The sequence below is a fragment of the Vibrio sp. SALL6 genome (genome assembly GCF_002002385.1).
Taxonomy (GTDB): Bacteria; Pseudomonadota; Gammaproteobacteria; order Enterobacterales; family Vibrionaceae; genus Vibrio; species Vibrio parahaemolyticus.
Genome location: NZ_MQVK01000031.1, coordinates 148,094 through 172,626 on the forward strand (window position 1 = coordinate 148,094; position 24,533 = coordinate 172,626).

General features: G+C 45.7%; 21 protein-coding genes. 10 read left to right on the top strand and 11 right to left on the bottom strand.

Translation table 11 applies throughout. The features are described from left to right. Nucleotides 1-10 precede the first annotated feature (10 nt). Nucleotides 11-907 carry a LysR family transcriptional regulator gene (locus BIW15_RS19805; protein ID WP_024700276.1) on the top strand — a complete coding sequence of 299 codons (897 nt, stop codon included), beginning with the start codon at nucleotides 11-13 and terminating at the stop codon, nucleotides 905-907. 19 nt (nucleotides 908-926) lie between these two features. On the opposite strand, the gene BIW15_RS19810 is transcribed toward BIW15_RS19805, so the two are convergent. Further along, nucleotides 927-1,538 (bottom strand): response regulator transcription factor, encoded by a 612-nt coding sequence (locus BIW15_RS19810; protein ID WP_077281505.1) that lies wholly within the window; start codon nucleotides 1,536-1,538, stop codon nucleotides 927-929. Nucleotides 1,539-1,558: 20 nt separating this feature from the next. Beyond that, complete coding sequence (locus BIW15_RS19815) at nucleotides 1,559-3,382, bottom strand: PhnD/SsuA/transferrin family substrate-binding protein (RefSeq protein WP_143694966.1); 1,824 nt, start codon at nucleotides 3,380-3,382, stop codon at nucleotides 1,559-1,561. Nucleotides 3,383-3,560: 178 nt separating this feature from the next. On the opposite strand from BIW15_RS19815, the gene dsrO reads away from it, so the two are divergent. The 8 genes from dsrO to BIW15_RS19855 all read left to right on the top strand — a co-directional run bounded on the left by dsrO (nucleotide 3,561) and on the right by BIW15_RS19855 (nucleotide 14,264). Continuing rightward, a complete protein-coding gene (gene dsrO, locus BIW15_RS19820) occupies nucleotides 3,561-4,328 on the top strand; it encodes a sulfate reduction electron transfer complex DsrMKJOP subunit DsrO (RefSeq protein WP_025502983.1) in 768 nt (255 codons plus the stop codon). Next, complete coding sequence (gene nrfD, locus BIW15_RS19825; RefSeq protein WP_077281506.1) at nucleotides 4,325-5,455, top strand: NrfD/PsrC family molybdoenzyme membrane anchor subunit; 1,131 nt, start codon at nucleotides 4,325-4,327, stop codon at nucleotides 5,453-5,455. The genes dsrO and nrfD overlap by 4 nt, the downstream gene beginning before the upstream one ends. A gap of 17 nt (nucleotides 5,456-5,472) precedes the next feature. Further along, nucleotides 5,473-8,565, top strand: a complete 3,093-nt coding sequence (locus BIW15_RS19830; protein WP_077281507.1) for a tetrathionate reductase subunit A — start codon at nucleotides 5,473-5,475, stop codon at nucleotides 8,563-8,565. Nucleotides 8,566-8,777: 212 nt separating this feature from the next. Next, nucleotides 8,778-9,341: a cytochrome c gene (locus BIW15_RS19835; protein ID WP_180766580.1), complete on the top strand. Its 564-nt coding sequence runs from the start codon at nucleotides 8,778-8,780 to the stop codon at nucleotides 9,339-9,341. An 8-nt stretch (nucleotides 9,342-9,349) separates the two neighbouring features. Further along, entirely contained in the window at nucleotides 9,350-10,402 is a 1,053-nt protein-coding gene (locus BIW15_RS19840; protein ID WP_077281508.1) for a c-type cytochrome, read from the top strand. A gap of 313 nt (nucleotides 10,403-10,715) precedes the next feature. After that, nucleotides 10,716-12,047 carry a paraquat-inducible protein A gene (locus tag BIW15_RS19845; RefSeq protein ID WP_077281509.1) on the top strand — a complete coding sequence of 444 codons (1,332 nt, stop codon included), beginning with the start codon at nucleotides 10,716-10,718 and terminating at the stop codon, nucleotides 12,045-12,047. Continuing rightward, nucleotides 12,040-13,686, top strand: coding sequence for an intermembrane transport protein PqiB (gene pqiB, locus BIW15_RS19850; protein WP_005457973.1), 1,647 nt, complete (start codon nucleotides 12,040-12,042; stop codon nucleotides 13,684-13,686). Before BIW15_RS19845 ends, pqiB begins: the two co-directional genes overlap by 8 nt. After that, nucleotides 13,686-14,264 (top strand): membrane integrity-associated transporter subunit PqiC, encoded by a 579-nt coding sequence (locus BIW15_RS19855; RefSeq protein ID WP_024700284.1) that lies wholly within the window; start codon nucleotides 13,686-13,688, stop codon nucleotides 14,262-14,264. Before pqiB ends, BIW15_RS19855 begins: the two co-directional genes overlap by 1 nt. A 91-nt stretch (nucleotides 14,265-14,355) precedes the next feature. On the opposite strand, the gene BIW15_RS19860 is transcribed toward BIW15_RS19855, so the two are convergent. From BIW15_RS19860 to BIW15_RS19875, 4 genes are read right to left on the bottom strand one after another with little or no spacing between them, the layout of a single operon-like run. Continuing rightward, the gene (locus tag BIW15_RS19860; RefSeq protein ID WP_077281510.1) at nucleotides 14,356-16,080 is read right to left on the bottom strand and encodes a glycosyltransferase family 39 protein; all 1,725 of its coding nucleotides are present in this window, start codon (nucleotides 16,078-16,080) and stop codon (nucleotides 14,356-14,358) included. Beyond that, nucleotides 16,077-16,745, bottom strand: coding sequence for a TVP38/TMEM64 family protein (locus BIW15_RS19865; RefSeq protein ID WP_005494615.1), 669 nt, complete (start codon nucleotides 16,743-16,745; stop codon nucleotides 16,077-16,079). The genes BIW15_RS19860 and BIW15_RS19865 overlap by 4 nt, the downstream gene beginning before the upstream one ends. Next, the gene (locus tag BIW15_RS19870) at nucleotides 16,742-17,491 is read right to left on the bottom strand and encodes a glycosyltransferase family 2 protein (RefSeq protein WP_021448894.1); all 750 of its coding nucleotides are present in this window, start codon (nucleotides 17,489-17,491) and stop codon (nucleotides 16,742-16,744) included. The genes BIW15_RS19865 and BIW15_RS19870 overlap by 4 nt, the downstream gene beginning before the upstream one ends. 53 nt (nucleotides 17,492-17,544) lie before the next feature. Further along, nucleotides 17,545-18,549 (bottom strand): NAD-dependent epimerase, encoded by a 1,005-nt coding sequence (locus BIW15_RS19875; protein WP_025518931.1) that lies wholly within the window; start codon nucleotides 18,547-18,549, stop codon nucleotides 17,545-17,547. A 490-nt stretch (nucleotides 18,550-19,039) separates the two neighbouring features. On the opposite strand from BIW15_RS19875, the gene BIW15_RS19880 reads away from it, so the two are divergent. Then, complete coding sequence (locus BIW15_RS19880) at nucleotides 19,040-19,279, top strand: hypothetical protein (protein WP_015297020.1); 240 nt, start codon at nucleotides 19,040-19,042, stop codon at nucleotides 19,277-19,279. 71 nt (nucleotides 19,280-19,350) lie between these two features. Here the strand turns inward: BIW15_RS19880 and BIW15_RS19885 are convergent, their stop codons facing one another. From BIW15_RS19885 to ihfB, 5 genes are all read right to left on the bottom strand, one after another. Next, nucleotides 19,351-21,189, bottom strand: coding sequence for an extracellular solute-binding protein (locus tag BIW15_RS19885; RefSeq protein WP_025527269.1), 1,839 nt, complete (start codon nucleotides 21,187-21,189; stop codon nucleotides 19,351-19,353). Between the two features lie 434 nt (nucleotides 21,190-21,623). Then, a complete protein-coding gene (pyrF, locus tag BIW15_RS19890; protein WP_005481650.1) occupies nucleotides 21,624-22,325 on the bottom strand; it encodes an orotidine-5'-phosphate decarboxylase in 702 nt (233 codons plus the stop codon). Nucleotides 22,326-22,415: 90 nt separating this feature from the next. Next, a complete protein-coding gene (gene lapB, locus BIW15_RS19895; RefSeq protein ID WP_077281512.1) occupies nucleotides 22,416-23,591 on the bottom strand; it encodes a lipopolysaccharide assembly protein LapB in 1,176 nt (391 codons plus the stop codon). 18 nt (nucleotides 23,592-23,609) lie between these two features. Further along, nucleotides 23,610-23,903: a lipopolysaccharide assembly protein LapA domain-containing protein gene (locus BIW15_RS19900; RefSeq protein ID WP_005457987.1), complete on the bottom strand. Its 294-nt coding sequence runs from the start codon at nucleotides 23,901-23,903 to the stop codon at nucleotides 23,610-23,612. A gap of 250 nt (nucleotides 23,904-24,153) precedes the next feature. Then, nucleotides 24,154-24,435, bottom strand: coding sequence for an integration host factor subunit beta (gene ihfB, locus BIW15_RS19905; RefSeq protein WP_005491075.1), 282 nt, complete (start codon nucleotides 24,433-24,435; stop codon nucleotides 24,154-24,156). Nucleotides 24,436-24,533: the final 98 nt, after the last annotated feature.

Sequence of the window (24,533 nt, forward strand, 5' to 3'; positions counted from 1 at the left end):
CACGCTCATTATGCTCAATAAAGTTAATCTCGCCGACATTCGCTCGTTTGTTTTGATCGCCCAACTTGGCAACTTCACCAAAGCGGCGGAAGCTCTTTCCGTATCTCGTTCTCACGTTTCTCGCCAAATCAGCGGACTTGAAGCGCAAATGGGCGTGACACTACTCAACCGAACCACACGCACGCTGCGTTTAACTCATGCCGGCGAGCGATTTTATCACGACTGTGAAAAAGCTTTGCGAGACATCGACCAAGCGTTGATTGCCGCCGTCGATGATACTCAAGAGATTCGAGGCGTGATTCGAGTGAACTGTGTGGGTGGCTACATCGGCGAAGACATCATCGCCAAATACGTGTGTGAGTTTATGCAACAGTACCCGAACGTCAGCATTGATTTGGACTTTTCTTCGCCTCGTATTGACTTGATTGAAGATCAGTTTGATGTCGCATTTCGTATGGGGGAATTGGATGATGCAGGGTTTGTCGCGCGCAAGCTGATGACGGTTGACATGGTGACGATCGCAAGCCCGAGCTATGTGCAGCAATATGGCATGCCAAAACACCCAAAAGAGCTGGCCGAACATCGAACTCTGACTGGTTCGGTTACGCGTTGGAGCTATCGTAAAGCAGAGAACCCAAATGACCACGCCGATGTGGTCGTAAAAGGCAACTTGCGCTGTAAAAATGGACGAGCGTTAGTAATGGGCGCGCTGCACGGCAACGGCATTATTCGTGTTCCACTGAGTTACTGTGCAGAAGAAGTGGAGCTAGGCCAACTGATAAAAGTGATGCCAGATTGGGAAATTCCGTCGGTGCCCTTTTCCGCCATATTCCATCGAGATCGCTATCAACCGAAACGACTGCGAACTTTTATCGATTTCATCAAACAGAAGTTTGAAGGCTCCTAATCTTACAGCTCAGCTCTCGCTAGATGGGACTCTCCAACTTGCCATAAATATAGGCCAATTCTGCGACGGTTTTGGCTGAGAACTTTTTCAGTAAGCTGGCTCGATGAACTTCCACCGTTCTCATTGCAATGCACAGCTCATCCGCAATTCGAATATTGCGCTTACCAGCGATGATCAAACGTAAGATATCTTTTTCGCGCGGCGTTAGTGATTCATACGCCGCTCTTGCCGCCACCATATCGAGGCTCGCCGCGGACTGCATCTGACCATGTAATATTGCTTGAGCCAGTTCATCGCCTTTAACTGGTTTTTGGAAAAAGTTGACCGCCCCAGCTTGCAACGCATCGACCGCCATCGGTACATCACCATGACCGGTCAGATAAATCACCGCTAATGGGCTGTGCGCCTCATTCAAAAATTGATGAACTTGCTGACCACGAAGGTTAGGCATTCGGCTATCAAGAATCACGCATCCGGCCTGATGAATGTTCACTTCGTCGAGAAAAGATTGCCCATCAGCAAAAGTCGTCACGTTAAAGTCATGCTCCTCCAGCATAAAAGCCAGCGAATCACGTACCGATTCGTCATCGTCAACCACATAAACAGGCAGCTGCTTTTCACTGCTGATCATTAACTGCTCCTAAATACCGATTAGTTTTGATAAGAAAACACAAGCTCAACCAAACAGCCGTGCGGCGTGGTCGAAGCAATGAGAAACTCGCCGCCGTGCATTTCCATTACGTCGCGACAAATCGCAAGCCCCAGCCCAAGCCCTTCTGCTTTAGAGCTCACAAAAGCTTGGGTCGGATTATCTTGCTGTAACCCAGTGCCGTTATCCAATATGCGAATAGAAAGCTGGTTAGCTTGGTAGTCACAATGCAGGGCAATTTTACCTTGGTAGCCCGACGAGTGGTATTTCTCCTGAAACAAAGAACACGCATCAATGGCGTTGTTGATCACATTAACCAAAACCTGCTGAACGCCCACGGAGTCTGCCAGTAGAGGACGTATCTCTCCTTCAACGCTGGTCACAATGGCGACGTTCTGCTTTTGCATTCGAAAATGAAGCAGCTCAATGGTGTCTGCAATCAAGGCTTGAATATCGCATGGTGTCTTATCAACACTGCGTTTGCGTATCAACGTTCTTAAACGCTGAATGATGGCATCGGCTCGTTCCACTTGCCCCTGTATTTTCTCTAGCACAGGCACAATATCTTCATGCGGACGCTTCTTTGCAAGACGCAGCAACCCACCTTCACTGTAATTACGAATGGCTGCCAGAGGTTGATTTAATTCATGAGCCAGACTGCTGCCAATTTCCCCGACAATCGCCACTCTTTGCGAATGTTCTAACTGCTCGCTTTTCTCTTTCAGCCTTAGCGATGTCAGCTCTAATGCTTGTTTGCTTTTGCTAAAACGATACTCAAGCCAAAAGTGGTACGCGTTCAATACAATCACAAACATGAACAGTGCCCATGCCCATTCTTGATGACTGCGCAACCAGCGCAGCGCCTCACTCCACCAAGGTTGCTGCAATGGATGTAAATCCAACGCCTGATAGAGTTTATCAATGCTCAACAAGCTAACGGGCGATGTCCAGCCTGACGCGCCAGCGGCAATAATGGCGGGGTGCTCTGGTGGCATAGCAAGCAAGACTTGCGCGATTTTTTTCGCCAGAAGAGACGAGCCGCGTTCTGTTTTGGCAAACGACCAGTTTGGATATAACGGCGTAGAAACGGCGCACGAAGAATGTTCATTTGGCTGTTGGTTTAAGACTCGAAAATCACCGTGCTGCAACAGACCTTCATTTTGCATCTGTTCCAGTAGACAAGCAGGCACGACAGCGGCTTCAACATTGCCGTCACGTAGTTGGTAGAGGTTGGCATCAATTGGAAAACCGAGATAGCGAACATCCGCAAAAAAGTCATTCGGATCGAGTCCCATTTCCACGATTTGATAGCGCAGGGTCAGATAACCACCAAACGCTTTTTCGGACACTGCAGCGACAGGAAATCCAGAAACATCTTTTAATGTTTGGTATGGCGAATTTGCCCGAACCACCAGCGCAGAACCAATGCTATAGTTCGAGTTTTGCGGTGCGCGCCCCGTCAATGTTGCCATCCATGACAACGCATATTGTCTGCCCAAGCGCACAGCCTGACCTGGGTTGGTTAAGATGAAGTCCATGGTCTGAAACTTCACCGCCTCCCCCATTTCGTCCAAATTGAGCGGGTGCAGTTCAAAGTACACATCCGAGATTTGCTGGTTGAGCCAATCGATGGTCGGTTGCCATCTCTGCTCGGCATAAAGGTGACCACGTATCGCTAACACGCCCACTTCGACTTTCTGCTTGGCCTCTGGCTGCACTGCCTTTTGCTCCTGCATTTCTTGTTCAGAAACAGCGCCCTGAGCTAAAGATGCAAAGACAACCAAGCACAGAATCCAAAACTGAAGCAACCGTGGCGTTTTGTTCATGATGAGTCGAATCGTTCCTTCGAAAATAATGAAGCAAGAATAACAGCTACCTTCCGTAAACCACATTTGTTTTAGATCAACTTTGATCTGGGTATGTGGAAATCCACTATATCGGCCTCGCAGCGCATTTCTCACAATGGAATCAGTCAGTTCAAATTCAACTAACAGCAGGTGAGTTATGGATTCCACCAAACGTCGCTTTCTTAGCGCCATTACAGCGGGTGCCGCGTTGATCCCCATTGCCGGTATTGGCACCGCAACCGCGGGCAATGTTATTCGCAATAACCAATCCGCCGACCGAAAAGGACAAGTCGGAAAACGTTACGCCATGGTGATCGATTTACGTAAATGCGTCGGCTGCCAAGCGTGCACCGTAGGTTGCAGCATTGAAAACCAAGCGCCAATCGGTCAGTTTCGAACCACAGTGAAACAATACGAAGTCACGCTCGATGACGGTTCCACAACCACACAAGAAGCGAAGGCTTTTATGCTGCCTCGACTTTGTAATCATTGCGATAACCCGCCGTGCGTAGCCGTTTGTCCCGTTCAAGCAACCTTTCAGCGAGAAGATGGCATCGTCATGGTGGATAACAGTCGCTGCGTAGCGTGTGCGTATTGTGTACAAGCCTGCCCTTACGATGCGCGTTTTATCAATGAAGACACGCTCACCGCAGATAAATGCACCTTCTGCGCACACCGCTTAGAACAAGGTTTGTTACCCGCTTGTGTGGAAACCTGCGTGGGTGGTGCTCGCGTGATTGGTGATTTGAATGATCCATCAAGTGAAGCCCGCCGCTTAATTACGAAGCACCAAGACGACATCAAAGTGCTAAAGCCCAATGAAGAGACCAAGCCACATGTGTTTTACATCGGCATGGATGAACGTTTCACCAGCCACATTGACGGGCAGCCAGCTATTTACGACCCTCAAGGAGAGCGAGCATGAACATCACCGAAGTGTTAGTCCAACCTCAAGCGATGGCTTGGCTACCGTGGGCGGTGCAGTACTTCTTCTACATCGGTTCTGCTTACGCTGCCGCTATTTTGTTCCTAATCGCACTGTTATTTGAGCAACACACCAGTCATCGGTTACGCGCCGCGCTGGTGCTAACGATGGCCATCGGCGCTATCGTAGGCCCGTTGGCGTTAACTGGCGACCTTCACCAGCCGGGACGAGCTTGGCATTTTTACGCGCACATCACGCCGTGGTCATGGATGTCTCTAGGCTCGCTGTTCCTGCCTGTTTTTTCTGCGCTGGCGGTTGCGACAGCATGGCTGTATCTGCGTCAGGATCTTATCGCACTGCGAAATCAACCGGGAAAAGTACTACCTCTGTTATCTAAGTTGTCGCTTGGTGAATGGGCTATTTCTCGCAAAGTGATGCTCACAATATCTGCAATCACCGTGTTATCAGGCTTAACCATCGCCCTTTATACTGGAGCTGAAATTGCAGTCGTTCAATCGCGCTCGTTATGGCACCAACCCGCGTCACCAATTCTTTGGTTTGTCACTGCATTTATGGGCGCTGTCGGATTTTCTCTGCTGATTTGGTTACTGCTGCCTAGCCAATCGAAAACTCTCACTTCTGGTGATAACAATTTACTCAAAAAGTCACTGGTAACGAGCGGCGTTCTGACGCTGATTCTCCTACCCATTTGGGCATCCAACAATTCCGCATTTTCGCTCTATTCTAGCGAACAATGGATGCACAACATTGCCTTGCTCACTTTTGTCGTTTTAGGTTGTGTTTTGCTCGCCTTCATCTTCTTGCGCGATACCCAAAAGTCCACATCAGCCAGATTTCGTCACGTCATAGGGCTCGGCTTTGTGTCTGCTGCCGCATTGGCAAGCGCGTGGCTAATTCGCTGGTTCACCATCATGGAAGTACAAACCATCGCCAAGTTCGATGCAGGGCTGTATCCATACCAACTCACTATGGATGGAAATGGCTGGATAGGCATTATCGGCATGCTCGGATTATGGCTTGCTCTGGCACTGCTCGGCTCAGAGCTGGTTCAGCCAAAACAAGATATCGAAGCAAACGCATCATCACTCACCTTAACTGAACGCTAATCAAAGAGGATTTCATTATGGATAACAAACGCCGTCAGTTTTTGAAATCAGGCCTTGCAGTCGGTGGGCTTGGTGCATTTGCTGCAGGTTACGCCACCACAACCAAGCACATGGTAGAAGGTGCGCTGGAAGGCACTGCTGGGCAAAAGACCCGCGATATTCACCACGGCAATTCCCTCGAACCAGAATACGCCGTTAATGACCAAGGTAATCTGATCCCAAATCCAAACCAGCGTGTTGCACCATCGATGTGTTTTGGTTGCTGGTCACTGTGCGGATTGCGTGTACGCATTGATAACCGCAATGACGAGATCTTGCGCATCACTGGCAACCCATATCACCCACTCTCTCATCAACAACACATTCCTTTCGAAACGCCAGTCAAAGATGCTTATTTGAGTTTGGCAGGAGAAGCGGGCCTTGACGGCCGTTCCACCGCCTGTGCGAGAGGAAACGGGATGCTAGAAATTCGCAACAGCCCGTACCGCATTACTCAGCCGCTGAAACGAGTTGGCAAACGCGGCGAAGGAAAATGGATTCCGATCAGCTACGAGCAATTGATAAAAGAAGTCGTTGAAGGTGGTGATTTATTTGGTGAAGGCCATGTTGATGGCTTACGCGATATTCGCGATTTAACAACGCCCGTTGATCCTGAAAACCCAGAATATGGACCGAAAGCCAACCAATTGTTAATGACCAACGCAGGTAACGAAGGCCGAGACGACATATTCAAACGCTTCGCGTTCAACAGCTATGGTACGCGTAACTTTGGGCATCATGGCTCTTACTGCGGCTATGCATTTCGTGCTGGCAGCGGCGCATTTATGAACGATTTAGATAAGAACGCACACTTAAAGCCAGACTTTGATAATGCGGAATACATCATCTTCATCGGTATGTCGCCAGCTCAAGCGGGTAACCCTTTTAAGCGTCAGGCGCGCCAACTCGCCAATGCGCGAACAGAAGGCAGCTTGGAATACACCATCATCACACCAAGTTTGCCGGCGGGTTCATCGAGCTTGGCAGCAGGTGACAATAACCGCTGGATACCAATCAAACCGGGCACCGACTCTGCCCTCGTGCTTGGCATGATCCAATGGATCATCGAAAACCAACGCTACAACAAAACCTTCTTGGCGCAGCCGGGGGCAAACGCGATGAAACGAGCAGGCACCGCGCACTGGTGTAATGCTACACATCTCGTGATAAGCGATGAGCAGCACCCGAGAAACGGCACGTTTTTACGCGCATCGGATCTGAATCTGCCATTCGAGGGCGAAGCGTTGTCTGATTCCGACCCGTACGTCATCGTGGATGATCAAAGCGGCGAATTTGGTGTGCATACCCAGACAGGAGAAGCGGCACTGTTTGTCGATAAAACGGTTTCGCTTGCATCAGGCGAAGTACGAGTAAAATCGTCTCTACAAAGGCTCAAAGAAGAGGCGTTCAAATACAGTCTTGCGTTCTACAGCCAACAATGTGAAATCCCTGTCGAACAAATTGTTGAACTAGCAAAGCGCTTTACCAGTCACGGAACAAAAGCGGTGGTCGATACCCACGGTGGCAACATGCACACCAATGGGTTCTATAACTCGTTTACCATCATGATGCTCAATGCGTTGATTGGTAATATCAACATGAAAGGCGGCGCGATGGCGAAAGCGGGTGGCTACCCAACTTCCGCTGCGGGTCCTCGTTACGACTTCACCAAATTTGCTGACAAAGTCGGCCCGAAAGGCGTCTTTTTATCGCGCAGTAAATTCCCATACCACAAAACCAGCGAATACAAACGTCGCGTTGAGGCAGGAAAATCCCCTTACCCAACTCGCGCACCTTGGTATCCGTTTGCAGCGCCACTGCTGACAGAACACCTATCTGCGGCTATTGATGGTTATCCATATCGCGTTAAAGCGTGGATCAACCACATGGCGAACCCGATGTATGGTGTACCCGGTTTGAAAACACTGCTGGAAGACAAGCTTAAAGATCCAAAGCAGCTCGGTTTGATTGTGTCTGTTGATGCATTCATTAACGAAACCACCGCGTTGTCGGATTACATTGTGCCGGACACCGTTACTTACGAAAGCTGGGGCATGGCAACGCCTTGGCACGATGTTCCGGTGAAAACCGTCACCGCTCGTTGGCCGATTGTGGAAGCGCGAACAGAGAAAACCGCCGACGGTCGTTCGATTTGTTTAGAAAACTTCCTGATTGATGTTGCTAAGAAAATGCAACTAGGCGGCTTTGGTGACAACGCGATTCAAGATGCGCAAGGGAATTGGCACGCTCTCCACAGCGCTGAAGATTTCTACTTACGTTCCGCGGCAAACTTGGCGTATGTGAAAGGCGGCGTGCCTGAAGTTTCGGCAGAAGACATTGCGTGGTCCGGCCTAGAGCGTTTAATGCCAGCCATGCAGAAGACGCTGACAGCGGATGAGATGAAACGTGTGGCGTTTATTTTTGCTCGCAGCGGACGCTTTGAAAATGCAACCGAAGCGTATCAAGGTGATCAAATGAAGCACAAATGGACACGACCTGTTGCGATATGGAATGAACGTGTCGGCAGCGCAAGAAACACCATGACGGGAGATTTCTACACGGGTTGCCCAACATGGCATCCACAAAAACTGGCCGACGGCACACCAATGGAAGACCAGTTTCCAAGCTCAGAATGGCCTTTCAGCCTGACTAACTTTAAATCCAACATTCACAGTGCGGTATCCAACCTATCGCCAAGGTTGAACTCGATTAAAGGCGTAAACCCTGTGTACATCCATCCAATCGATGCCGAGCGCTCAGGCATTAAAACGGGTGATGAGTTTGTTATCGAGACACCATCTGCAAGCACCAAAGCACTTGCGATGATAGTCAGCGGGATTCGCCCTGGCACACTAGGATTTGAACATGGGTTTGGTCATACCGAGCTAGGACAACGCTCGCACTGGATCGGCGATAAACAGCAACCCATAAAAACTCGCAGCCAAGATGGTGTCAACATTAACGACATCGGATTAATTGACCCAACCCGAGAAGGGAAAGGCGTTTTGTTAGATTGGGTGGTAGGAGCCGCGGCTCGCCAATCATTACCAGCCAAAATCCGCAAAGCTTAGTAGACAACCAAACCTGAAGAGCTGCCATTTAGCGGCTCTTCACATCCTCTAAATATGTGGAAATCCACAATACCTTTAGTTATTGACAAAGCCGACAATACAGCATCCAAGTCACTATCACAGTAGACACTTGGAGATATTAATAACAATTAAAGTGAGTCAGCATGTCAAAAATACTACCTGTGGTGACGGCCTGTTTGCTGGCAACCACAATGGGCGCAAGCGCCTCGTCTATTCCTGAAAAAGCCAGCGTGTGCAGCGGTTGTCACGGCCAAGATGGCATGGGTCAACCAAACATTGCGCCTATGATTGCTGGTCTGAACGCGAATTATCTCAACACCCAAATAGAACTCTTCCTTAGTGGCGAACGACAAAACGTAGTAATGCAAGGCATGGCGAAAGAGCTTAGCGATCCTGCCGTTCGTAAAGAAGTCATGGATTACTTTGCTAATCTTCCAAGCTACGAGTTCACTAACCCAGAGCAACGCGGCGACCAAGCCGACATTCGTAACCCGTATCGTAAATTGATCTTCCAAGGTGATTGGGATAGAAACATTCCAGCTTGCGCGACTTGTCATGGAGCCAGCGGAATGGGCGTCGACAAATTCCCTCGCCTCGCAAGCCAACATGCTGATTACTTAAAAACGCAATTGATGGCATGGAAAAACGGCACTCGCAGTGGTGACCCGCTCAATATGATGGGTACTATCGCGAAAAATCTCACTGACGAAGAGATTGAAAACCTTTCCTACTACTTTGCCTCATTACGTTACTAGGAGCAGACATGAAACGTTTCTATTCTTTGTTCGCATTGCCTCTCATCTCTGCTGCTACTTTGGCCAACGAGCCACTGCCGGATCGTCAAACTGAACTGCCCGCGGTAAAAAAAGAGAATCACGGTGAATATTTGCAGCCTCGCGATCTGAGTAAAATTCCAAACACCGCATTTGGTGAGCAAGTAAAACGTGGTTACTCGCTCTTTGTTAACTCGCAACAGATGCGCGGCAAATACGTTGGCAATGAGCAAAACTGTGTGAACTGCCATATGGAAGCAGGACGAAAAGCCAATGCAGCACCGCTGTGGGCGGCGTACATGGCCTATCCGGCTTATCGCAAGAAAAACGATCGCGTAAACAGCTACGCAGACCGTATTCAAGGTTGCTTTGAATACTCCATGAACGGCAAAGCCCCCGCTTACGACTCACCCGAAATTGTTGCCCTCAGCGCTTACGCTTATTGGTTGGCAATGGGTGGATTACTCGATAGTTATGGTATGAACGATGAAGCGGTGCCAGAGCTAGACATTAAAGCTCTCCAAGTGGGTGGTAAAACGCAAAACTTCCCTTTGCCAGATGCTATCGCTCAAGCATTACCGGTTAAAGAGCGCGGCAACCTCGCAGGACGTGGCTACCCAAAAATCGCCGCACCGAAGCAAGAACCATCACCAGAGCGAGGGGCTTTAGTCTATGAAAAGAACTGCGAGACTTGTCATCGCGCCGACGGCTCGGGTATCAAAGGCACCGACGGCCATTCATACATTCCTCCGCTTTGGGGCGAATTTGCGTATAACTGGGGCGCGGGTATGCACCGCATTAACACTGCGGCCTATTTTATTTATGAGAACATGCCACTTGGAAAAAGTGTGCAGCTGACTGAGCAAGAAGCGTGGGATGTTGCTGCGTACATCAATAGTCACGAACGCCCACAAGATCCTCGATTTAAAGGCAGCGTCACCGCAAATGCTGAAAAATACCACCAGCATCAAGGTTACTACGGCAAAACACTAAACGGTAAGCAAATAGGTAAAAACGCATTTGCAAGCGGAACGGTTGAGTAGCAACGTTAGAGCTTGCCGTATAGCTACATCCTTATATACATTCCTGCCCTATGCTTGGGCAGGTTCTTTCTCTCCCTCATCCCAAAGAGCACCATTTCATTTGCTTCACTCAAACCACTTCTATGCGGTAACGACTTCCCAATTTCAAACCCTAGCAGTAAAATGTTGCATACTTTTCAGCATCGCTTGGCATGTTTTAGCAACACGAGTACGGCGATTGCAAAAGTAAGAAACTCGTAAACTCCTGAATCAACACAAGCGTGTCTAGTGAAAACAGAGTATTCTTAGGACAAATGAATTCAAAACCTACCCAATGAGTATTCAACCTAATTCACGTCAGTTAATTTCTTGCGAAGAATGTGGCCTTGTCGTCCGCATTCCGGAGATCGAGCAAGGGCAAAAAGCTCAATGCCCTCGATGTTCGCATTCACTTACAAAAATTAACGCCAAGCCTTATCAAAGCGTGATTGCGGTATCGTCTGCGTGTTTGATCATGCTGGTGCTCAGTATCTCTTTCCCATTCATGTCATTCAGCGTGCAAGGGTTGTCGCAAGAGATCACTCTGCTTCACGCAGCCAAAATGCTGGCTGAATTTCAAAACGCCCTTCTTGGTACGCTTCTGCTCGCGACGGTCGTCGTTTTGCCAGCTATCTATGTGGGTTTGATCCTTTTTCTGCACCTTGAGGCGTTAAAAGTTCGCAACCATCCGCCGTCTAAAAAGCAGCAGCGTATGGCCAAAGTACTTTGCCGAATTCTGTTTCGAGTTGAACCGTGGTTAATGGTCGATGTGTTTTTAATTGGCGTATTGGTGAGCTTAATTAAAATTGCGTCTCTGGCCGACATCGGAATGGGCAGCTCGTTTTGGGCGTTTTGCGTATACACAATATTGGTGGTGAAATGCATTTCGATGGTCGATAAAAGCTGGCTGTGGGGGCACTTTATTCCGGCAATCGAGTTACCAAGCGTCAAAGAAGGTGACACTCACCACAACCACAATCACATCGGTTGCCACACTTGCCACCAACTCAATCCCATCGAGGATAAAAAACATCAGCGCTGTATTCGCTGTTACAGTCGACTTCACGAATACAACCCGAGCGAGAACCTACAAAAAGCGTGGGCATTGTTGTTTGCCTCGGTGATTTTTTATATCCCAGCAAACCTCTACCCTATGATGTACACCGTCAGTCTTGGGCACTCAGAAGGTTCAACCATTATGGAAGGCGTCATCTTGCTGTGGCATTTAGGCTCCTACCCTATCGCCATGGTGATTTTCTTCGCGAGCGTGTTTATCCCGATGGCGAAAATGTTGGCGTTGGCGTGGTTGTATTACAATGCGCAAAAGGCTCAATACCTTCCACCTGAAGAGAGCATTTCGCGCTTAAAGATATACCGATTAACCGAATTCATTGGCCGTTGGTCAATGATCGATATTTTTGTTGTCGCCATTTTAGTTGCACTGGTTCAGTTGCAAAACTTAATGGCCATTTACCCCGGCCCTGCTGCATTATCTTTTGCCGCAGTGGTCATTTTCACCATGCTCTCTGCGATGATTTTTGACTCCCGTTTGTTGTGGCAACTACCACAGAGCGAAGTGCAAGAGCCGATGACTAATAACCTAACTGAGAAAGCCAAATATGAGTGATGAGAACAACGCAACCGCTCAAATAAAACCGCAAAAGCAGATTTCTGCTATTTGGATTGTTCCGATCCTTGCGCTAGCCATGGGAGCGTGGATGCTGTTCCAATACATCAACAGTACTGGCCCACAAATTACTTTACAGCTGCCAACTGCGGATGGGATTGAAGTCGGCAAGACAGAAATCCGCGCACTGAATGTAAAAGTGGGACTGATCACTGAAGTCACACTCAGTGAGAACTACGATCACATCATCGCCAAAGCGCAGATGAATAAAGACGCAGAGCGCATGCTGCGAGATGACACCATGTTTTGGGTGGTGAAGCCGCGCATTGGCCGTGATGGCGTCTCTGGTTTGGAAACCCTTCTCTCCGGTGCTTACATTCAATTGCAACCGGGCAGTTCTGAGGTCGAAAAAGATCATTTCGCAGTTCTGGATGTTCCACCGGTCGCTTCGCCTGACGCAGAAGGTCTGCGCATTGTCTTGACTCACCGTGAAGCAGGTAAGCTTGGTGTGGGTGACCCGGTTATTTATAAAGGCTTTACGGTTGGGCGAGTAGAGAAAACCAGCTTTGACGTAGATACGCGCCGTGCTCTTTACCAACTTTTCATCTTTAAGCCTTACGACAGTTTAGTGCGCACTCGCACCAAATTCTGGCTCAATTCAGGCCTCGATCTACAGTTGAATGCGGAAGGGTTTGAAGTGAAATTTGGCTCGCTTGAAAGCCTTCTTACTGGTGGCGTCACCTTTGATAGCATTCCTGGAATGGAGTCAGGCGAAGCTCTTACCAAAGACATGACGAACTTCCGTTTGTACGATGATGTTAAACAAGTACGCGAAGGCATGTACGACGAATACATCGAATTCGTAATGCTATTCGAAGAGTCCGTTCGTGGCCTAAAACGCAAAGCTCCGGTTGAATACCGAGGCCTGCGCATTGGTACAGTAATGAGAGTGCCTATGCGTCTTCCAACTCCAGAAGAGCATTTCTCAGCGAAGAGAATTCCGGTGTTAGTCCGTATTGAGCTTGGCCGTGTATACGGTGATGTTGAGTCCCACTCGATGGAAATGTTCAAAGAGAAACTAAAAGACGAGTTTGCAAAAGGGCTTCGCGGCACACTAAAAACCGGGAATTTGTTGACTGGCGCACTATACATTGACGCGGATTTTTATCCAGACGATACGCCATATGAAGCAAACACGTATGAAGGGCTAGACGTATTCCCTACAATGCGAGGTGGCTTTGCACAGGTTCAGCGCCAAGTAAATGACTTCTTAAACAAGCTTAATAACTTGCCAATGGAAGATACATTAACGTCTCTGAACGCAACGTTGAAAACGTCTGAGCGCACTTTGGCGTCCGCAGAAAAAGTGGCGAATAGCATTGATAAGCTCTTAAGCCAAAAAGACACACAAGAGATACCTGCAGATATTCGCCAAAGCTTGCAGCAACTGCAAAAAACGCTGGATGGATACGGCCCTAACTCGACAATGTACAGTGAGATGGAATCGACATTGAAAGAGCTAGAGAAGGTGATGACGGAATTCAAACCTGTTTTAAAACAGCTAAATGAAAAACCAAACTCATTAGTATTTGGAGAAGATGAAGTGAAGGATCCAATTCCTGTTAGAGGGCAACAATAATGAAACGTGTATTTTTATTAGCGACAGCACTTATAACCGGATTGACAGGATGCAGCAGCGCGCCAGAAGCAACGGGGGCGCTGTATCTCTTACCTAAAGCTGAGACAAAAACGTCTAACCAGATGAGCGTTGCAGAACGCCCTTTACTGGTGATTCGTCCGGCTCAACTCGCTAGTTACCTGAATGACAATAGTATTGTGTATCGCACATCAGATACTCAGATTGTTCAAGCCAAACGCCACCAGTGGGCTCAAAGTATTTCTGAGCAAATTACCCAACGTGTTGTGGCTGAGCTGCGCCAAAAACAAAGCGACTATTGGCCAGTTGAAATGAATAATCTTCTGGATCAAAGTGGAGAATCCAAGCTTCAACTTACTTTGAACAAGTTTAATGGTAGCTACCAAGGTAACGCGGAGATTGAAGGTGAATGGTTACTCATCGATGCAAGCGGCAACATCGTTCGCAGCTCGCAAATAAAGATATTGATGCCATTGCAAGATGAAGGCTACGACGCTCTGGTTGATGCACTGTCGGCAGGTTTGAACCAACTAACCGACGATATGGCTGCGCAGCTATAGTAAATAGACACCAGATACGAAAGTCATCAGATCAGGGAGGGGAGCATCACGCTCCCCTTTCTTGTTTATGTATGTTTAGCGGCTCAAGAGATTAAGAATATGGCTTGTCGATATGTAGCTCATATCGTTTGATGCTTCTTGGCGGCTGACAGGATTCAAGCGCACTCTCGGCATCAAATAAAATCCAATCCCGACGGTGGGCTTCCCCTAGTTTTTTCGCTTTGTTGGCATCGAAACATTCCATCTCATTCCCACCTTGGGTCAAGATATACCGATTCGGCTTTTCTTGTAGCCACAACCAAGCATTGCGCTCTTGCTCTTTGTGATCTGATAAATAGCTAAAATGTGTTACCGACACAGGTGAAAACAGCAAAAATTGCTCTTTAAATAGCGTCAGTCCTAGCTCACCATCTTTACCGATTGCTTTTTGTGCTTCTGACATGATCTCTTTAGCCGGCGTGCGAACTGGGTTAAGCAATGTATATCCCGCAACGCTATACCAGACCCAAGTCAGCGCAAGAGCCCCCCAAAAGGTATATCGAGCCTGTACCTTGCGCGTTTTGAAAAATGCGCCAACCCAAATCGCTGCGGCAACAAGAAAGAATACGACGTAAGGGAATATAGAATCGTACTCGCCTAAATGCTTCGTGACGGATTTAACCTCTAGACCTGCAACAACAGCGGCAGAAAACAAAACTACGCTTAAAATCAAAACGATAGCTTTAAGTAATTCGTCGGTCCATTTAGGCCAAGCTTGGTTCGTTAACGCATAACCCGCAATAACAGCAAGCATTGGAAGCGCTGGCAATATGTAAACACCTCGCTTACCCGGGCTCAGACTAAAGAAAGCGATAACAAGCACAACCCAAGCGAACAAACTTAATAACGCAGGTGATAATCGTAGTTGTTGCCAACACTTCTTATTGAAAAACACCAAGTACAGCGGGAACCACATAACGGGAATCACACTGACAATAAAGTAATACCATGGCTGAATGTGTCCCCAAGAGTTCGCATAACGCTCACCCGTTTGTTTAAACAAGATGTTGTCTCTGTAAGCAGCAAAATCAGGGTTATGACTGATCTCTACAATCGAAACCATAGGCACAAACCAACATGCAATGGTCAAAAGCATGAACACTGGGCCCAGTAATAGCTTCCATGAAACCGCATCATCAAAATGGTGTCTGCCAGAAAAATGCAAAAACAAAACGGGTATCAAAAACAACGCGGGAAGAAATCCAACACCTTTTGTAATAATGCCAAGCCCCATAAACACCCAAGCCAAGCAATACCAAACCCAGTTGGTCTTAATATAGAAGTGTCGCAACAGCCCATACATGGAGATGGTGATCCACGCGGCTACCATCGCATCAATTTGCGCCGCTTTTGCTTGAATAATAAATTGTGGAGCAAGCAATAGTAGAAAGCCCACATTTCGCGCAGTTTTGACATTCCACAGCTTTGCGGAAATATCGTAACAGCACACCAAAGCAATTAGGCTGACAATCGCATTAGGTAACATGAACGTTGCTTTTAGGCTGCCGGTCAACCAATAAAAAGCCGCCATTGACCACATAAATACTGGCGGTTTATCGGGATAGAGCTCTCCCCCCCTGGTAGGAAAAAACCAGTTTCCTGATTGCACCATCTCTCGAGCAACTTCGACAAAGCGTGGTTCATCGGCAGGCCACGGGTCGCGTAACCCTATCCCCGAAAAAATAATGATGAAGGCGAGGAACAACAAAAACCATAGGGTTTGATAATAGTCATCACTTTGCCAAACTTGTCGACACTTGGACGTCACTAAGCTCATACTTCCTCTTCCATATTCAATAATTCAACACGACTTTTAATATGATCTCGATAGAGAAACCCTGTGAGTACCGCGCTAACGATGCCAAAGAAAATACTGAGATATATCATTGTATTACTCGATGAATGAATACCAGCGCCCATCAATGCGAAGATGATAATTTGAGGCAAGTACCCCAACAGACTGGCGGAGATAAAGGCAAAGAACGGCACTCGGACACTACCCGATAAAACATTGGTCACGACGTTATTCCCAATCGGAAACAAACGTAGCAAAAGGATTTTGTAAAACGGCTTACGACTCGCAAATGAATTAAAACGCGTCATTTTTTTCGGGAACCGTCGATATAGCCAGTTTCCGATGAGAAAGCGCGCGCAGGCGTAGTTAAATGTCGCCCCAAAAACACAAGCAAATAAGGTGATAAGCACGCCTAATTGGACGTGGTATAAATAGCCGAATACCAATGCGATGGCTTGCTTTGGCCCACTCAACGACAAAAACACCACACTGAATGTGAAGATGACCACATGCCCTAAAGCCCCGTTTTTTTGAATGTAGCCAACCAGCCAGTTCTTATCTGTGAGGTGAGATAAAACGGGATTATCGAGCTGATTTGCTAACAAAACCCCAGCAAGTATAAGAAGTGCAAGCTTTAACCATTTCATTGTTTTGCATTTTCATTGGCAATGCTGACAGCTTTGATCATCGGATTTTTCGTGCGCTTTTGTAACCAGATCACACCAAACATATCAACAATCCCTACCCAAGCACGGTTCCACGCATTGTAATTGGAAGTGCCTGCTTCTCTGTCTCGGTGCGCGACTGGGTGAACGACGATCTCCCCGTCCATCGCTTTGATGAGTGCAGGCAAAAACCGATGCATATGATCAAAATACGGCAAGCGCAGATAAGTCGATTTAGGGATGACTTTAAGTCCACAACCAGAATCTGGAACACCATCACCTAGTAATGCATGGCGCACTTTGTTCGCCACCTTCGATTGAAACCTAACCCAAGCTGTATCCAACCTTTTCGCTCGATAACCCGCGATGCAAAAGTTCGGATTGCTGACTTTAGCAGCAAGCTCAAGCATCTTAGGCATATCCGACGGATCGTTCTGTCCATCAGCATCGGAGGTAACAATCCACTCGCCTTTTGCATGTTTGACGGCAGTTAACACTGCTGTGCTTTGACCGCAACTATGTTCGTGGCTTACCACTTGCAGGTCACACCCACATTCTTTAGCAGCTTCAAGTGCCTCTTGCACCGTATCATCGGTACTACCATCGTCCGTAATGACAATTTCGACGTTAGGGTATGCTTCTAAACTGGCATGAATTTCTTTCACTAACTTCCCGATATTTCCTTGTTCATTTTTTGCAGGAATAACGACTGATATACTCGGTAACATAGCTCTAACCTTATGTGAACTCTCGACCTTGAAAGTTCTGAATGACAAATCTTTTACTTGTTATAAAAATTCCGGTACCAAGCGACAAACTCGGCAATACCTTCTTCTACGGAAATTGACGGCCGGTAACCAGTGGCTTGATAGAAAGCTGTTGTATCAGCATAGGTTTGGTATACATCTCCTGGCTGCATCTCTCGATAATTTTTCTTTGCTTCTATTCCGAGTTCATTTTCTATTGCTTTGATAAAATCCATCAAACAAATCGGTGAACCATAACCAATATTGTAAATAGAATAAGGAGCAGAACTATCCGCTGGAGTACTATTTTCAAACTGCCATCGCTGATTAATTCTTGGTATGACATCAGAAATTCTGACTATCCCTTCGACAATGTCATTAATATGGGTAAAGTCCCTCCACATATCACCGTTATTATTAATATCAATAGACTGACCGTTAATTATTTTCTCAGTAAAGATAAAAGGCGCCATATCTGGACGTCCCCAAGAACCATACACAGTAAAAAAACGTAAGCCTGTTGTAGGAAGTTGATAGAGATGAGAATAACTATGCGCCATCAATTCATTAGATTTTTTAGTCGCTGCATATAAAGAAACGGGGTGATCAACATTATCCGATGTAGAGAAAGGCACTTTCTTGTTTAAGCCGTAAACGGAGCTGGAAGATGCATATATGAAATGCTTGATATGGCTTTTACGACAAGCTTCTAAGACGTTTAAAAATCCACTTAAATTCGATTCAGCGTAACAATGTGGGTTTACAAGTGAATATCTAACACCAGCCTGTGCGGCAAGATGGATAACTCTGTCAAACTTTTCTTTCTCAAATAAACGTTCTATTTCATTTTTATTTGATACATCCATATTAAAGAATCGAAATAATGGATTTTTTATAAAATTTAATCTTGCATACTTTAACTCAACATCATAATAGTCATTGATATTATCAATACCTATAACCTCATATCCTAATGAGTTTAGTTTTCTAATAGTTGCACTACCAATAAAACCTGCCGCACCTGTAACTAAGTACTTCATAAATTAACACCATAAGACGCATACAACAAAAATAGTAGTAATTTATTGATATGTAAAGCTAATTAACTAGCGCTACTTCTTGGTTATATTGAATTTAATGATGCTGTGATTTTGATCTAGATTATTATGAAAAACGAAGAAAAACATCCATCTTAATAGTGAAGTTAATTAGAAAGAGTATTTTTATTACGTTATTTATATTTCATATTTATTTAATAAAAACTCAATTATTTCCATTCATAATCTACATTTGATAAAGAATAAAAATACTTACTTCGGTTTTACATTAAGCATAATATCGCCATCCGAGCATTAGATGCTTAGACTTTCTGCTAGCTCACCTCTATCTCAAAGCGTTTGATACTGGTACGAACTACACAAATTGATCTCCATCAGTCTGTGCTCCACAGGTTAGTGATACTCTACCGCCAAATATAAAGCCCACGTCCTATGGCTCAGCAAAGCCTGTAGATAAGGTCATTAAGTAGCAATGTCGATTAATATTTCAGATCTAACGAATGCACTAACTAAAGTCGAAAACGTTCATAAAGTTCAGTTGGAAAACGTCCATCAGTTTTTCAAAACAAATGAAGCTTTATCAATCGAAACATTCAGTCAAATCATCGCCTGTGATTCTATTGATGAACGATTTAAAACGATCGACAAAGCGTTTTCGCCCCTAGGTGATGTAAAAACTTACCTATTAGAGGCGTCTTACTTAGTTAGCTAACACAGCATAATCCACAAACAAAAAGCCCCACTCATATGGTGGGGCTTTCTTCCTATCTTAGTCAGTAACGATTACAGCTTGTAGCGATCATCAATCACGGTGACTTCTTGGAAGGATTTACCGTTCTTCATGGCTTTTTCAGTCTCTTTCTTAACGGATTCATCAATCCAGAAGTTACCGATATCCATTGGGTGCAGAACCCATTCCGTTGCTTTAGTCATGCCATCTTTTGGAATTTTAACCCAACGCCAATGTGCTACACGTGAGTAAGGCACCATGTATCCAGGAACAATAATATTTGCTTCTTTTACGTATTCTTGAATCTGGTGCGACAGCTCATAACGTTTATTCTGATCAAACTCTGCATCATACGCTTCGATCAACTTATCGAGTTCTGGGCTACTGTAGTTGGTGTGAGCATTGGTTTGCGGCTTGTTCGCATTGTCAGAATGCAAGTACTCCCAGTAAGCAGGAATCTCACCAGATCCCATGTTCAGGAATGCCAACTGGTGCTTCTTCTCTAGAATGTACTTAAACGCAGATGAACCATCGACCAAGTTCAATGTGAACTCTAGACCTGCCAGTTTCGCTTGCTCTTTTAAGTATGCAATACGAGGTGTCCATGAGTTGTAACCGTACGTAATCGCAAAGCTTAAACGTTGGCCTTTGTCGTTTACGCGAATACCATCTGAACCTAGAGTATCAAAACCTGCTTTTTCGAAGTGCTTAACCGCAGCATCGACATCAAACTTTGGCGGTGTGTTGTTTGGATCGTCATACTCACCATGACCAAAGCCCAAACCATGTGGCTTACGTGAGTAGTCACCACGCATGATGTTCTCTATCATGCCATCAAAATCTGTTGCAGCCATGATGCCTTTGCGCACTTCAAGATTATCCAACAAAGGCATTGCCGTATTCATCCATACGCCACCAGCGCCTTGTGGTGATTGGTTGAATCCCCAATACTTTTGGATATAACCTTTTTTGTAAACATCAGTGTTCGTTTTATCGTGCCAAAAGCTTGGTAGCACCATTTCAAAGTAATCGAGATTACCTTTTTCGAAGTGCTTCATCGCAATGTCAGGATCGCGAATAACTGTGATACGGACTTTCTCTACGTTATAACGGTTCTTGTAGTAACGATTGTTGTAGCCCCACCAATCTTCACCAACATGCTTAAAGGTAACACTTTTCCCTTTTTTAACCTTATCTAGGTAGTATGGTGCTGCCGTTGGTTCAGCTTTGAAGTTGAATTTACGTACAAAATTATCCGGCATGCCATCGTTGTTTTCATCCTTCTCACCTTTGAAAAAGTGTTTTGGACGAGGTTGGAAGCCATTGCTTGGCATATTAATCATGACCATCAGAGAGTCATGACTCTGTGCAACCGCTAAATTAACGCGGATGGTGTAATCATCAATTTTTTCCACGCTAACAATGCTGTTGGTAAAAAAGTCATTGTACCAAGGGTCAATAATGTCTTTTGAGGTGTAGTACTGCATCATGAAGACATAATCATCGGCCGTGATCTTCTCACCATCAGACCATTTCGCGGTGTCATCAAGCTTAAAATAAACCGTTTTATTATCTTCACCAAATGCCCATGACTTAGCCAATTGAGGAATCCACTTACCCGTATTTGGGTGACGTTGAGCCATTTTTGGTGTGCCATCCATCAAATATTGACGCAATCCAGAGTTAGCATCCGGGCCAACACTGCGTAATGTCTGCGGAAAACTTTCGATGTAAGTGCGGTAAGTTCCACCATAAACGGCTTCTTCCGAAGCAAATAACGGCTCATTATTATTTGAAACCCACTCGATATCAGCAGGCAACTCAGCTGCATGCAGTTGGAAACTGACAGCAGTCAGTGCAGCCAAAACTGAAAATGGCATTTTTTTGGTCATATTTCTTCCTTGTTGTGTTTGCGCACTAAGGTCAGTACAAGGAAGACGAGTGTGAAGCTCACGATAGGCTGCGGACACGACAGTACGCAGATAGGAAATAATAGGAGCATAATATGAAAGCGACATCCTGCCGACTTCTATATTGATTTCAAAGAGTTTCACCAGGTCATCCTAGACCTTACAACGCAGTGAATGCATCTTCGATATAGTATTCGTTACCTATTTGTAACGCAAGCCATCTACAGCACATGGTTGCATTTTCGGCTTATCATTATCAATTATGTTATTAAAGTGTGATCGATATAGTGCATTCCCCTGTAGGACTAAGAATAATCCGTAGAACCTTTGTTCTCATCGGGTAATTCGTTGTTCTGAGAAAGAAAAAAGGTGAGGCATCCTAGCCTCACCTTTATCCATTTAATGCTCGAGAGTTATTACTTGCTAGCTAAGCTGTCGTTGATAGATTTCAATACGGCAGCAGGGTCCGTCGCCTGAGTGATCGGACGGCCAATAACAAGGTAGTCAGAACCCGCTTGAATAGCATCAACTGGCGTCATAATACGACGTTGGTCGCCTTGATCAGAACCAGCAGGACGAATTCCTGGAGTGATCAGTTTAAACTCTTTACCTAGCTCATTTTTAAGTAGTGAAGATTCTTGCGCAGAGCACACTACACCATCGAGACCTGAGTTCTTAGTCAATGTCGCTAGACGAATCACTTGCTCTTGCGGTTCGACATTCAGACCAATACCTGCCAAGTCACTTTGTTCCATGCTAGTCAGTACCGTTACACCAATCAGAAGTGGACGGTCTTTACCATATGGCTCAAGAATCTCACGTGATGCTGTCATCATACGCTCACCACCGCTTGCATGAACGTTCACCATCCATACACCTAACTCAGCAGCAGCGCGTACCGCTTTTGAACAGGTATTCGGGATATCATGAAATTTCAAATCCAGGAATACAGAAAAACCACGTTTGTGGAGTTCACGTACGAAATCAGGACCAAATAGCGTAAACATTTCCTTGCCGACTTTTAGGCGACATGACGCAGGATCAATTCTATCTACAAACGCTAGCGCATCAGCTTGGTTATCATAATCCAGTGCGACAATAACTTTTTGGTCGATCATTTCATCTCCTAATTATTTTTGGTTCTTTTACTTGTTAGACATAAGGTTAAAAAAATGCAGCGGACAGAAACTCTGCCAGCTGCATTAAAACTATTCACCATCCAATCCGCGGATTGGCTTGATCGTCCCCCACCCTTTACAGGAAGGGCAATGCCAATAAAGGGAATGAGTAGAGAAGCCACACTTCCTGCATCGGTAGTGCGGTTTTACTTTTAATTGTTCTCCAACCATCGCTTGTAATGTAGATAAACTGTCTTTTGCGCGACCGTCTTCAGCCTCTGCAATGTGGTAGTCAATCAGGCGATAAAAGCCCTTCATGGTTGGATTTTTCAGTAGCTGTTTCGTCAGCAATTCTTGGGCAGCGCCGACGCTTTCATGGTGAGCGACTAACTGAGCCAGCATCAACTCCGCGGACACCCCTGCCTTTTTATCAATACAGGCGCGTAAAAACTCGACCAGTTCATCTTCTTGCCCGAGATGGTGATAGCACTCAGCAATTGTCGGCAAAACATCGCTCACAAAGTCTTTGTCTTGATCCAATACACCCGTTAGATACTTAATGGTTTGTTTGTAGTCTTCTGACTCCAAGTAAATCCGGCCGAGCGAAATACTTGCTCGAACACATTTTGGATCTTCGGAAAGTGCTTTTTTGAAATGCTGGATAGCTTTATTCGTATTGCCATCAGCTTGGTCTAGCATGGCAATTTCACACCAAAAATGCGCAATATTTGTACGCATACGACTACGCTGATTACCCATTTTAGCTAGCTGATTGGCGTAATGAATCGCTTTTTCCCATTCACGCGTTTGCTGGTAAATAGTGACTAACTGTTGGAGCGCCGCCTCTTTGTAATCGGGCTCTTCAACTAATTGTTCGAAGATTTTTTCAGCTCGGTCTAAAAACCCCGACACCATATAGTCTTTCGCTAACTGCTGCAGGGCTAGGTTTTTCTGATCTAGAGTCAAGCCAGAACGAGAAATGAGATTTTGGTGGATACGAATAGCACGGTCGACTTCACCACGAGAACGGAAAAGATTACCCAGCGCTAAGTGAGTATCAATCGTTTCGTTGTCAACTTGGAGCAATTCAATAAAGTGGTCTACGGCTTTATCTGATTGATCAGAGAGCAGTAAGTTCAGACCCGCCATATACTGACGGGAAATTTGATGAGATTGCTTCTGCTTGTCTTGCTGAGCGCTGCGATGCCCCATGTACCAGCCATACGCAGCCGCTATCGGCAACAACAAGAAGAGTAGTTCAAGCATTAAAGTTAAGCCTTATCCTTATGCCTGTTTTTCAATGGCTGGCTTTGCAGTTTTTTCTGCTTCAGCCGGCTCGTACTTTTTCAGTTTCTTTTTAAGACGTCGAACTTGAAGCTGAGTTTTTAGTTGAATGCTAGCGAAGATAACCCAAGCTACAGCAAAACCAACCACAAATACCACGCCCAATAGCGTTGATAAATGGAATTCTCCTTTCGCTAAAAGGTAATTAAAGGTCACAAGTTCTTGGTTTTGTGAGCCTAAAGCCAGTGCAACTAAAAAGAGAACTAAAACAGCAACGATTTTTATAATTTTCATTTTACATCACCCTTCGAGGAGTAAGTAGGTAAGATTATGCAGGAAAATGCTTCTTCAGACTACGTATATTAGCAATAATCTATACCCAAGTAACCTCAAGATGCTGGGTTTGTAGACACACCCTAGAAGTTAAAGTTATTTGGGTATCACAACTTGCGTATGAAATGACCTAATTGAATTTTCGTAAGCGATATTACAAAAAAGCGGCATACACAAAAGTATGCCGCTTTTTTAATCCAATAAGAGTGCGTTAGCCTAGATTCACACGCTCACGAAGCTCTTTACCAGGTTTGAAATGTGGAACGTATTTACCTTCCAATTCCACTTTGTCGCCCGTTTTAGGGTTACGACCGACGCGAGGCTCACGGTAATGAAGAGAAAAACTACCAAAGCCACGGATCTCGATACGATCACCGCTCTCTAGTGTAGAGGCCATGTGCTCTAAAATATCTTTTACAGCATCCTCTACCTCTTTCGCTGATAAATGTGTTTGCTCAGCGCAGAGTCTTTCAATCAGTTCAGACTTAGTCATAGTTGCCCTCTTTGAGTATCTTTATCACTCATTATAGTAAGTAATACTAATTCCAACAAACACTTGCTAACAATTCTAGACAAAATTTACGCAAATTG

What these genes read in the sequence shown, in the direction of transcription:
- BIW15_RS19805 (WP_024700276.1), top strand. Translation starts at nt 11, where the DNA reads ATGCTCAATAAAGTTAATCTCGCCGACATTCGCTCGTTTGTTTTGATC.
- BIW15_RS19810 (WP_077281505.1), bottom strand. Translation starts at nt 1,538, where the DNA reads ATGATCAGCAGTGAAAAGCAGCTGCCTGTTTATGTGGTTGACGATGAC.
- BIW15_RS19815 (WP_143694966.1), bottom strand. Translation starts at nt 3,382, where the DNA reads ATGAACAAAACGCCACGGTTGCTTCAGTTTTGGATTCTGTGCTTGGTT.
- dsrO (WP_025502983.1), top strand. Translation starts at nt 3,561, where the DNA reads ATGGATTCCACCAAACGTCGCTTTCTTAGCGCCATTACAGCGGGTGCC.
- nrfD (WP_077281506.1), top strand. Translation starts at nt 4,325, where the DNA reads ATGAACATCACCGAAGTGTTAGTCCAACCTCAAGCGATGGCTTGGCTA.
- BIW15_RS19830 (WP_077281507.1), top strand. Translation starts at nt 5,473, where the DNA reads ATGGATAACAAACGCCGTCAGTTTTTGAAATCAGGCCTTGCAGTCGGT.
- BIW15_RS19835 (WP_180766580.1), top strand. Translation starts at nt 8,778, where the DNA reads ATGGGCGCAAGCGCCTCGTCTATTCCTGAAAAAGCCAGCGTGTGCAGC.
- BIW15_RS19840 (WP_077281508.1), top strand. Translation starts at nt 9,350, where the DNA reads ATGAAACGTTTCTATTCTTTGTTCGCATTGCCTCTCATCTCTGCTGCT.
- BIW15_RS19845 (WP_077281509.1), top strand. Translation starts at nt 10,716, where the DNA reads ATGAGTATTCAACCTAATTCACGTCAGTTAATTTCTTGCGAAGAATGT.
- pqiB (WP_005457973.1), top strand. Translation starts at nt 12,040, where the DNA reads ATGAGTGATGAGAACAACGCAACCGCTCAAATAAAACCGCAAAAGCAG.
- BIW15_RS19855 (WP_024700284.1), top strand. Translation starts at nt 13,686, where the DNA reads ATGAAACGTGTATTTTTATTAGCGACAGCACTTATAACCGGATTGACA.
- BIW15_RS19860 (WP_077281510.1), bottom strand. Translation starts at nt 16,080, where the DNA reads ATGAGCTTAGTGACGTCCAAGTGTCGACAAGTTTGGCAAAGTGATGAC.
- BIW15_RS19865 (WP_005494615.1), bottom strand. Translation starts at nt 16,745, where the DNA reads ATGAAATGGTTAAAGCTTGCACTTCTTATACTTGCTGGGGTTTTGTTA.
- BIW15_RS19870 (WP_021448894.1), bottom strand. Translation starts at nt 17,491, where the DNA reads ATGTTACCGAGTATATCAGTCGTTATTCCTGCAAAAAATGAACAAGGA.
- BIW15_RS19875 (WP_025518931.1), bottom strand. Translation starts at nt 18,549, where the DNA reads ATGAAGTACTTAGTTACAGGTGCGGCAGGTTTTATTGGTAGTGCAACT.
- BIW15_RS19880 (WP_015297020.1), top strand. Translation starts at nt 19,040, where the DNA reads ATGTCGATTAATATTTCAGATCTAACGAATGCACTAACTAAAGTCGAA.
- BIW15_RS19885 (WP_025527269.1), bottom strand. Translation starts at nt 21,189, where the DNA reads ATGACCAAAAAAATGCCATTTTCAGTTTTGGCTGCACTGACTGCTGTC.
- pyrF (WP_005481650.1), bottom strand. Translation starts at nt 22,325, where the DNA reads ATGATCGACCAAAAAGTTATTGTCGCACTGGATTATGATAACCAAGCT.
- lapB (WP_077281512.1), bottom strand. Translation starts at nt 23,591, where the DNA reads ATGCTTGAACTACTCTTCTTGTTGTTGCCGATAGCGGCTGCGTATGGC.
- BIW15_RS19900 (WP_005457987.1), bottom strand. Translation starts at nt 23,903, where the DNA reads ATGAAAATTATAAAAATCGTTGCTGTTTTAGTTCTCTTTTTAGTTGCA.
- ihfB (WP_005491075.1), bottom strand. Translation starts at nt 24,435, where the DNA reads ATGACTAAGTCTGAACTGATTGAAAGACTCTGCGCTGAGCAAACACAT.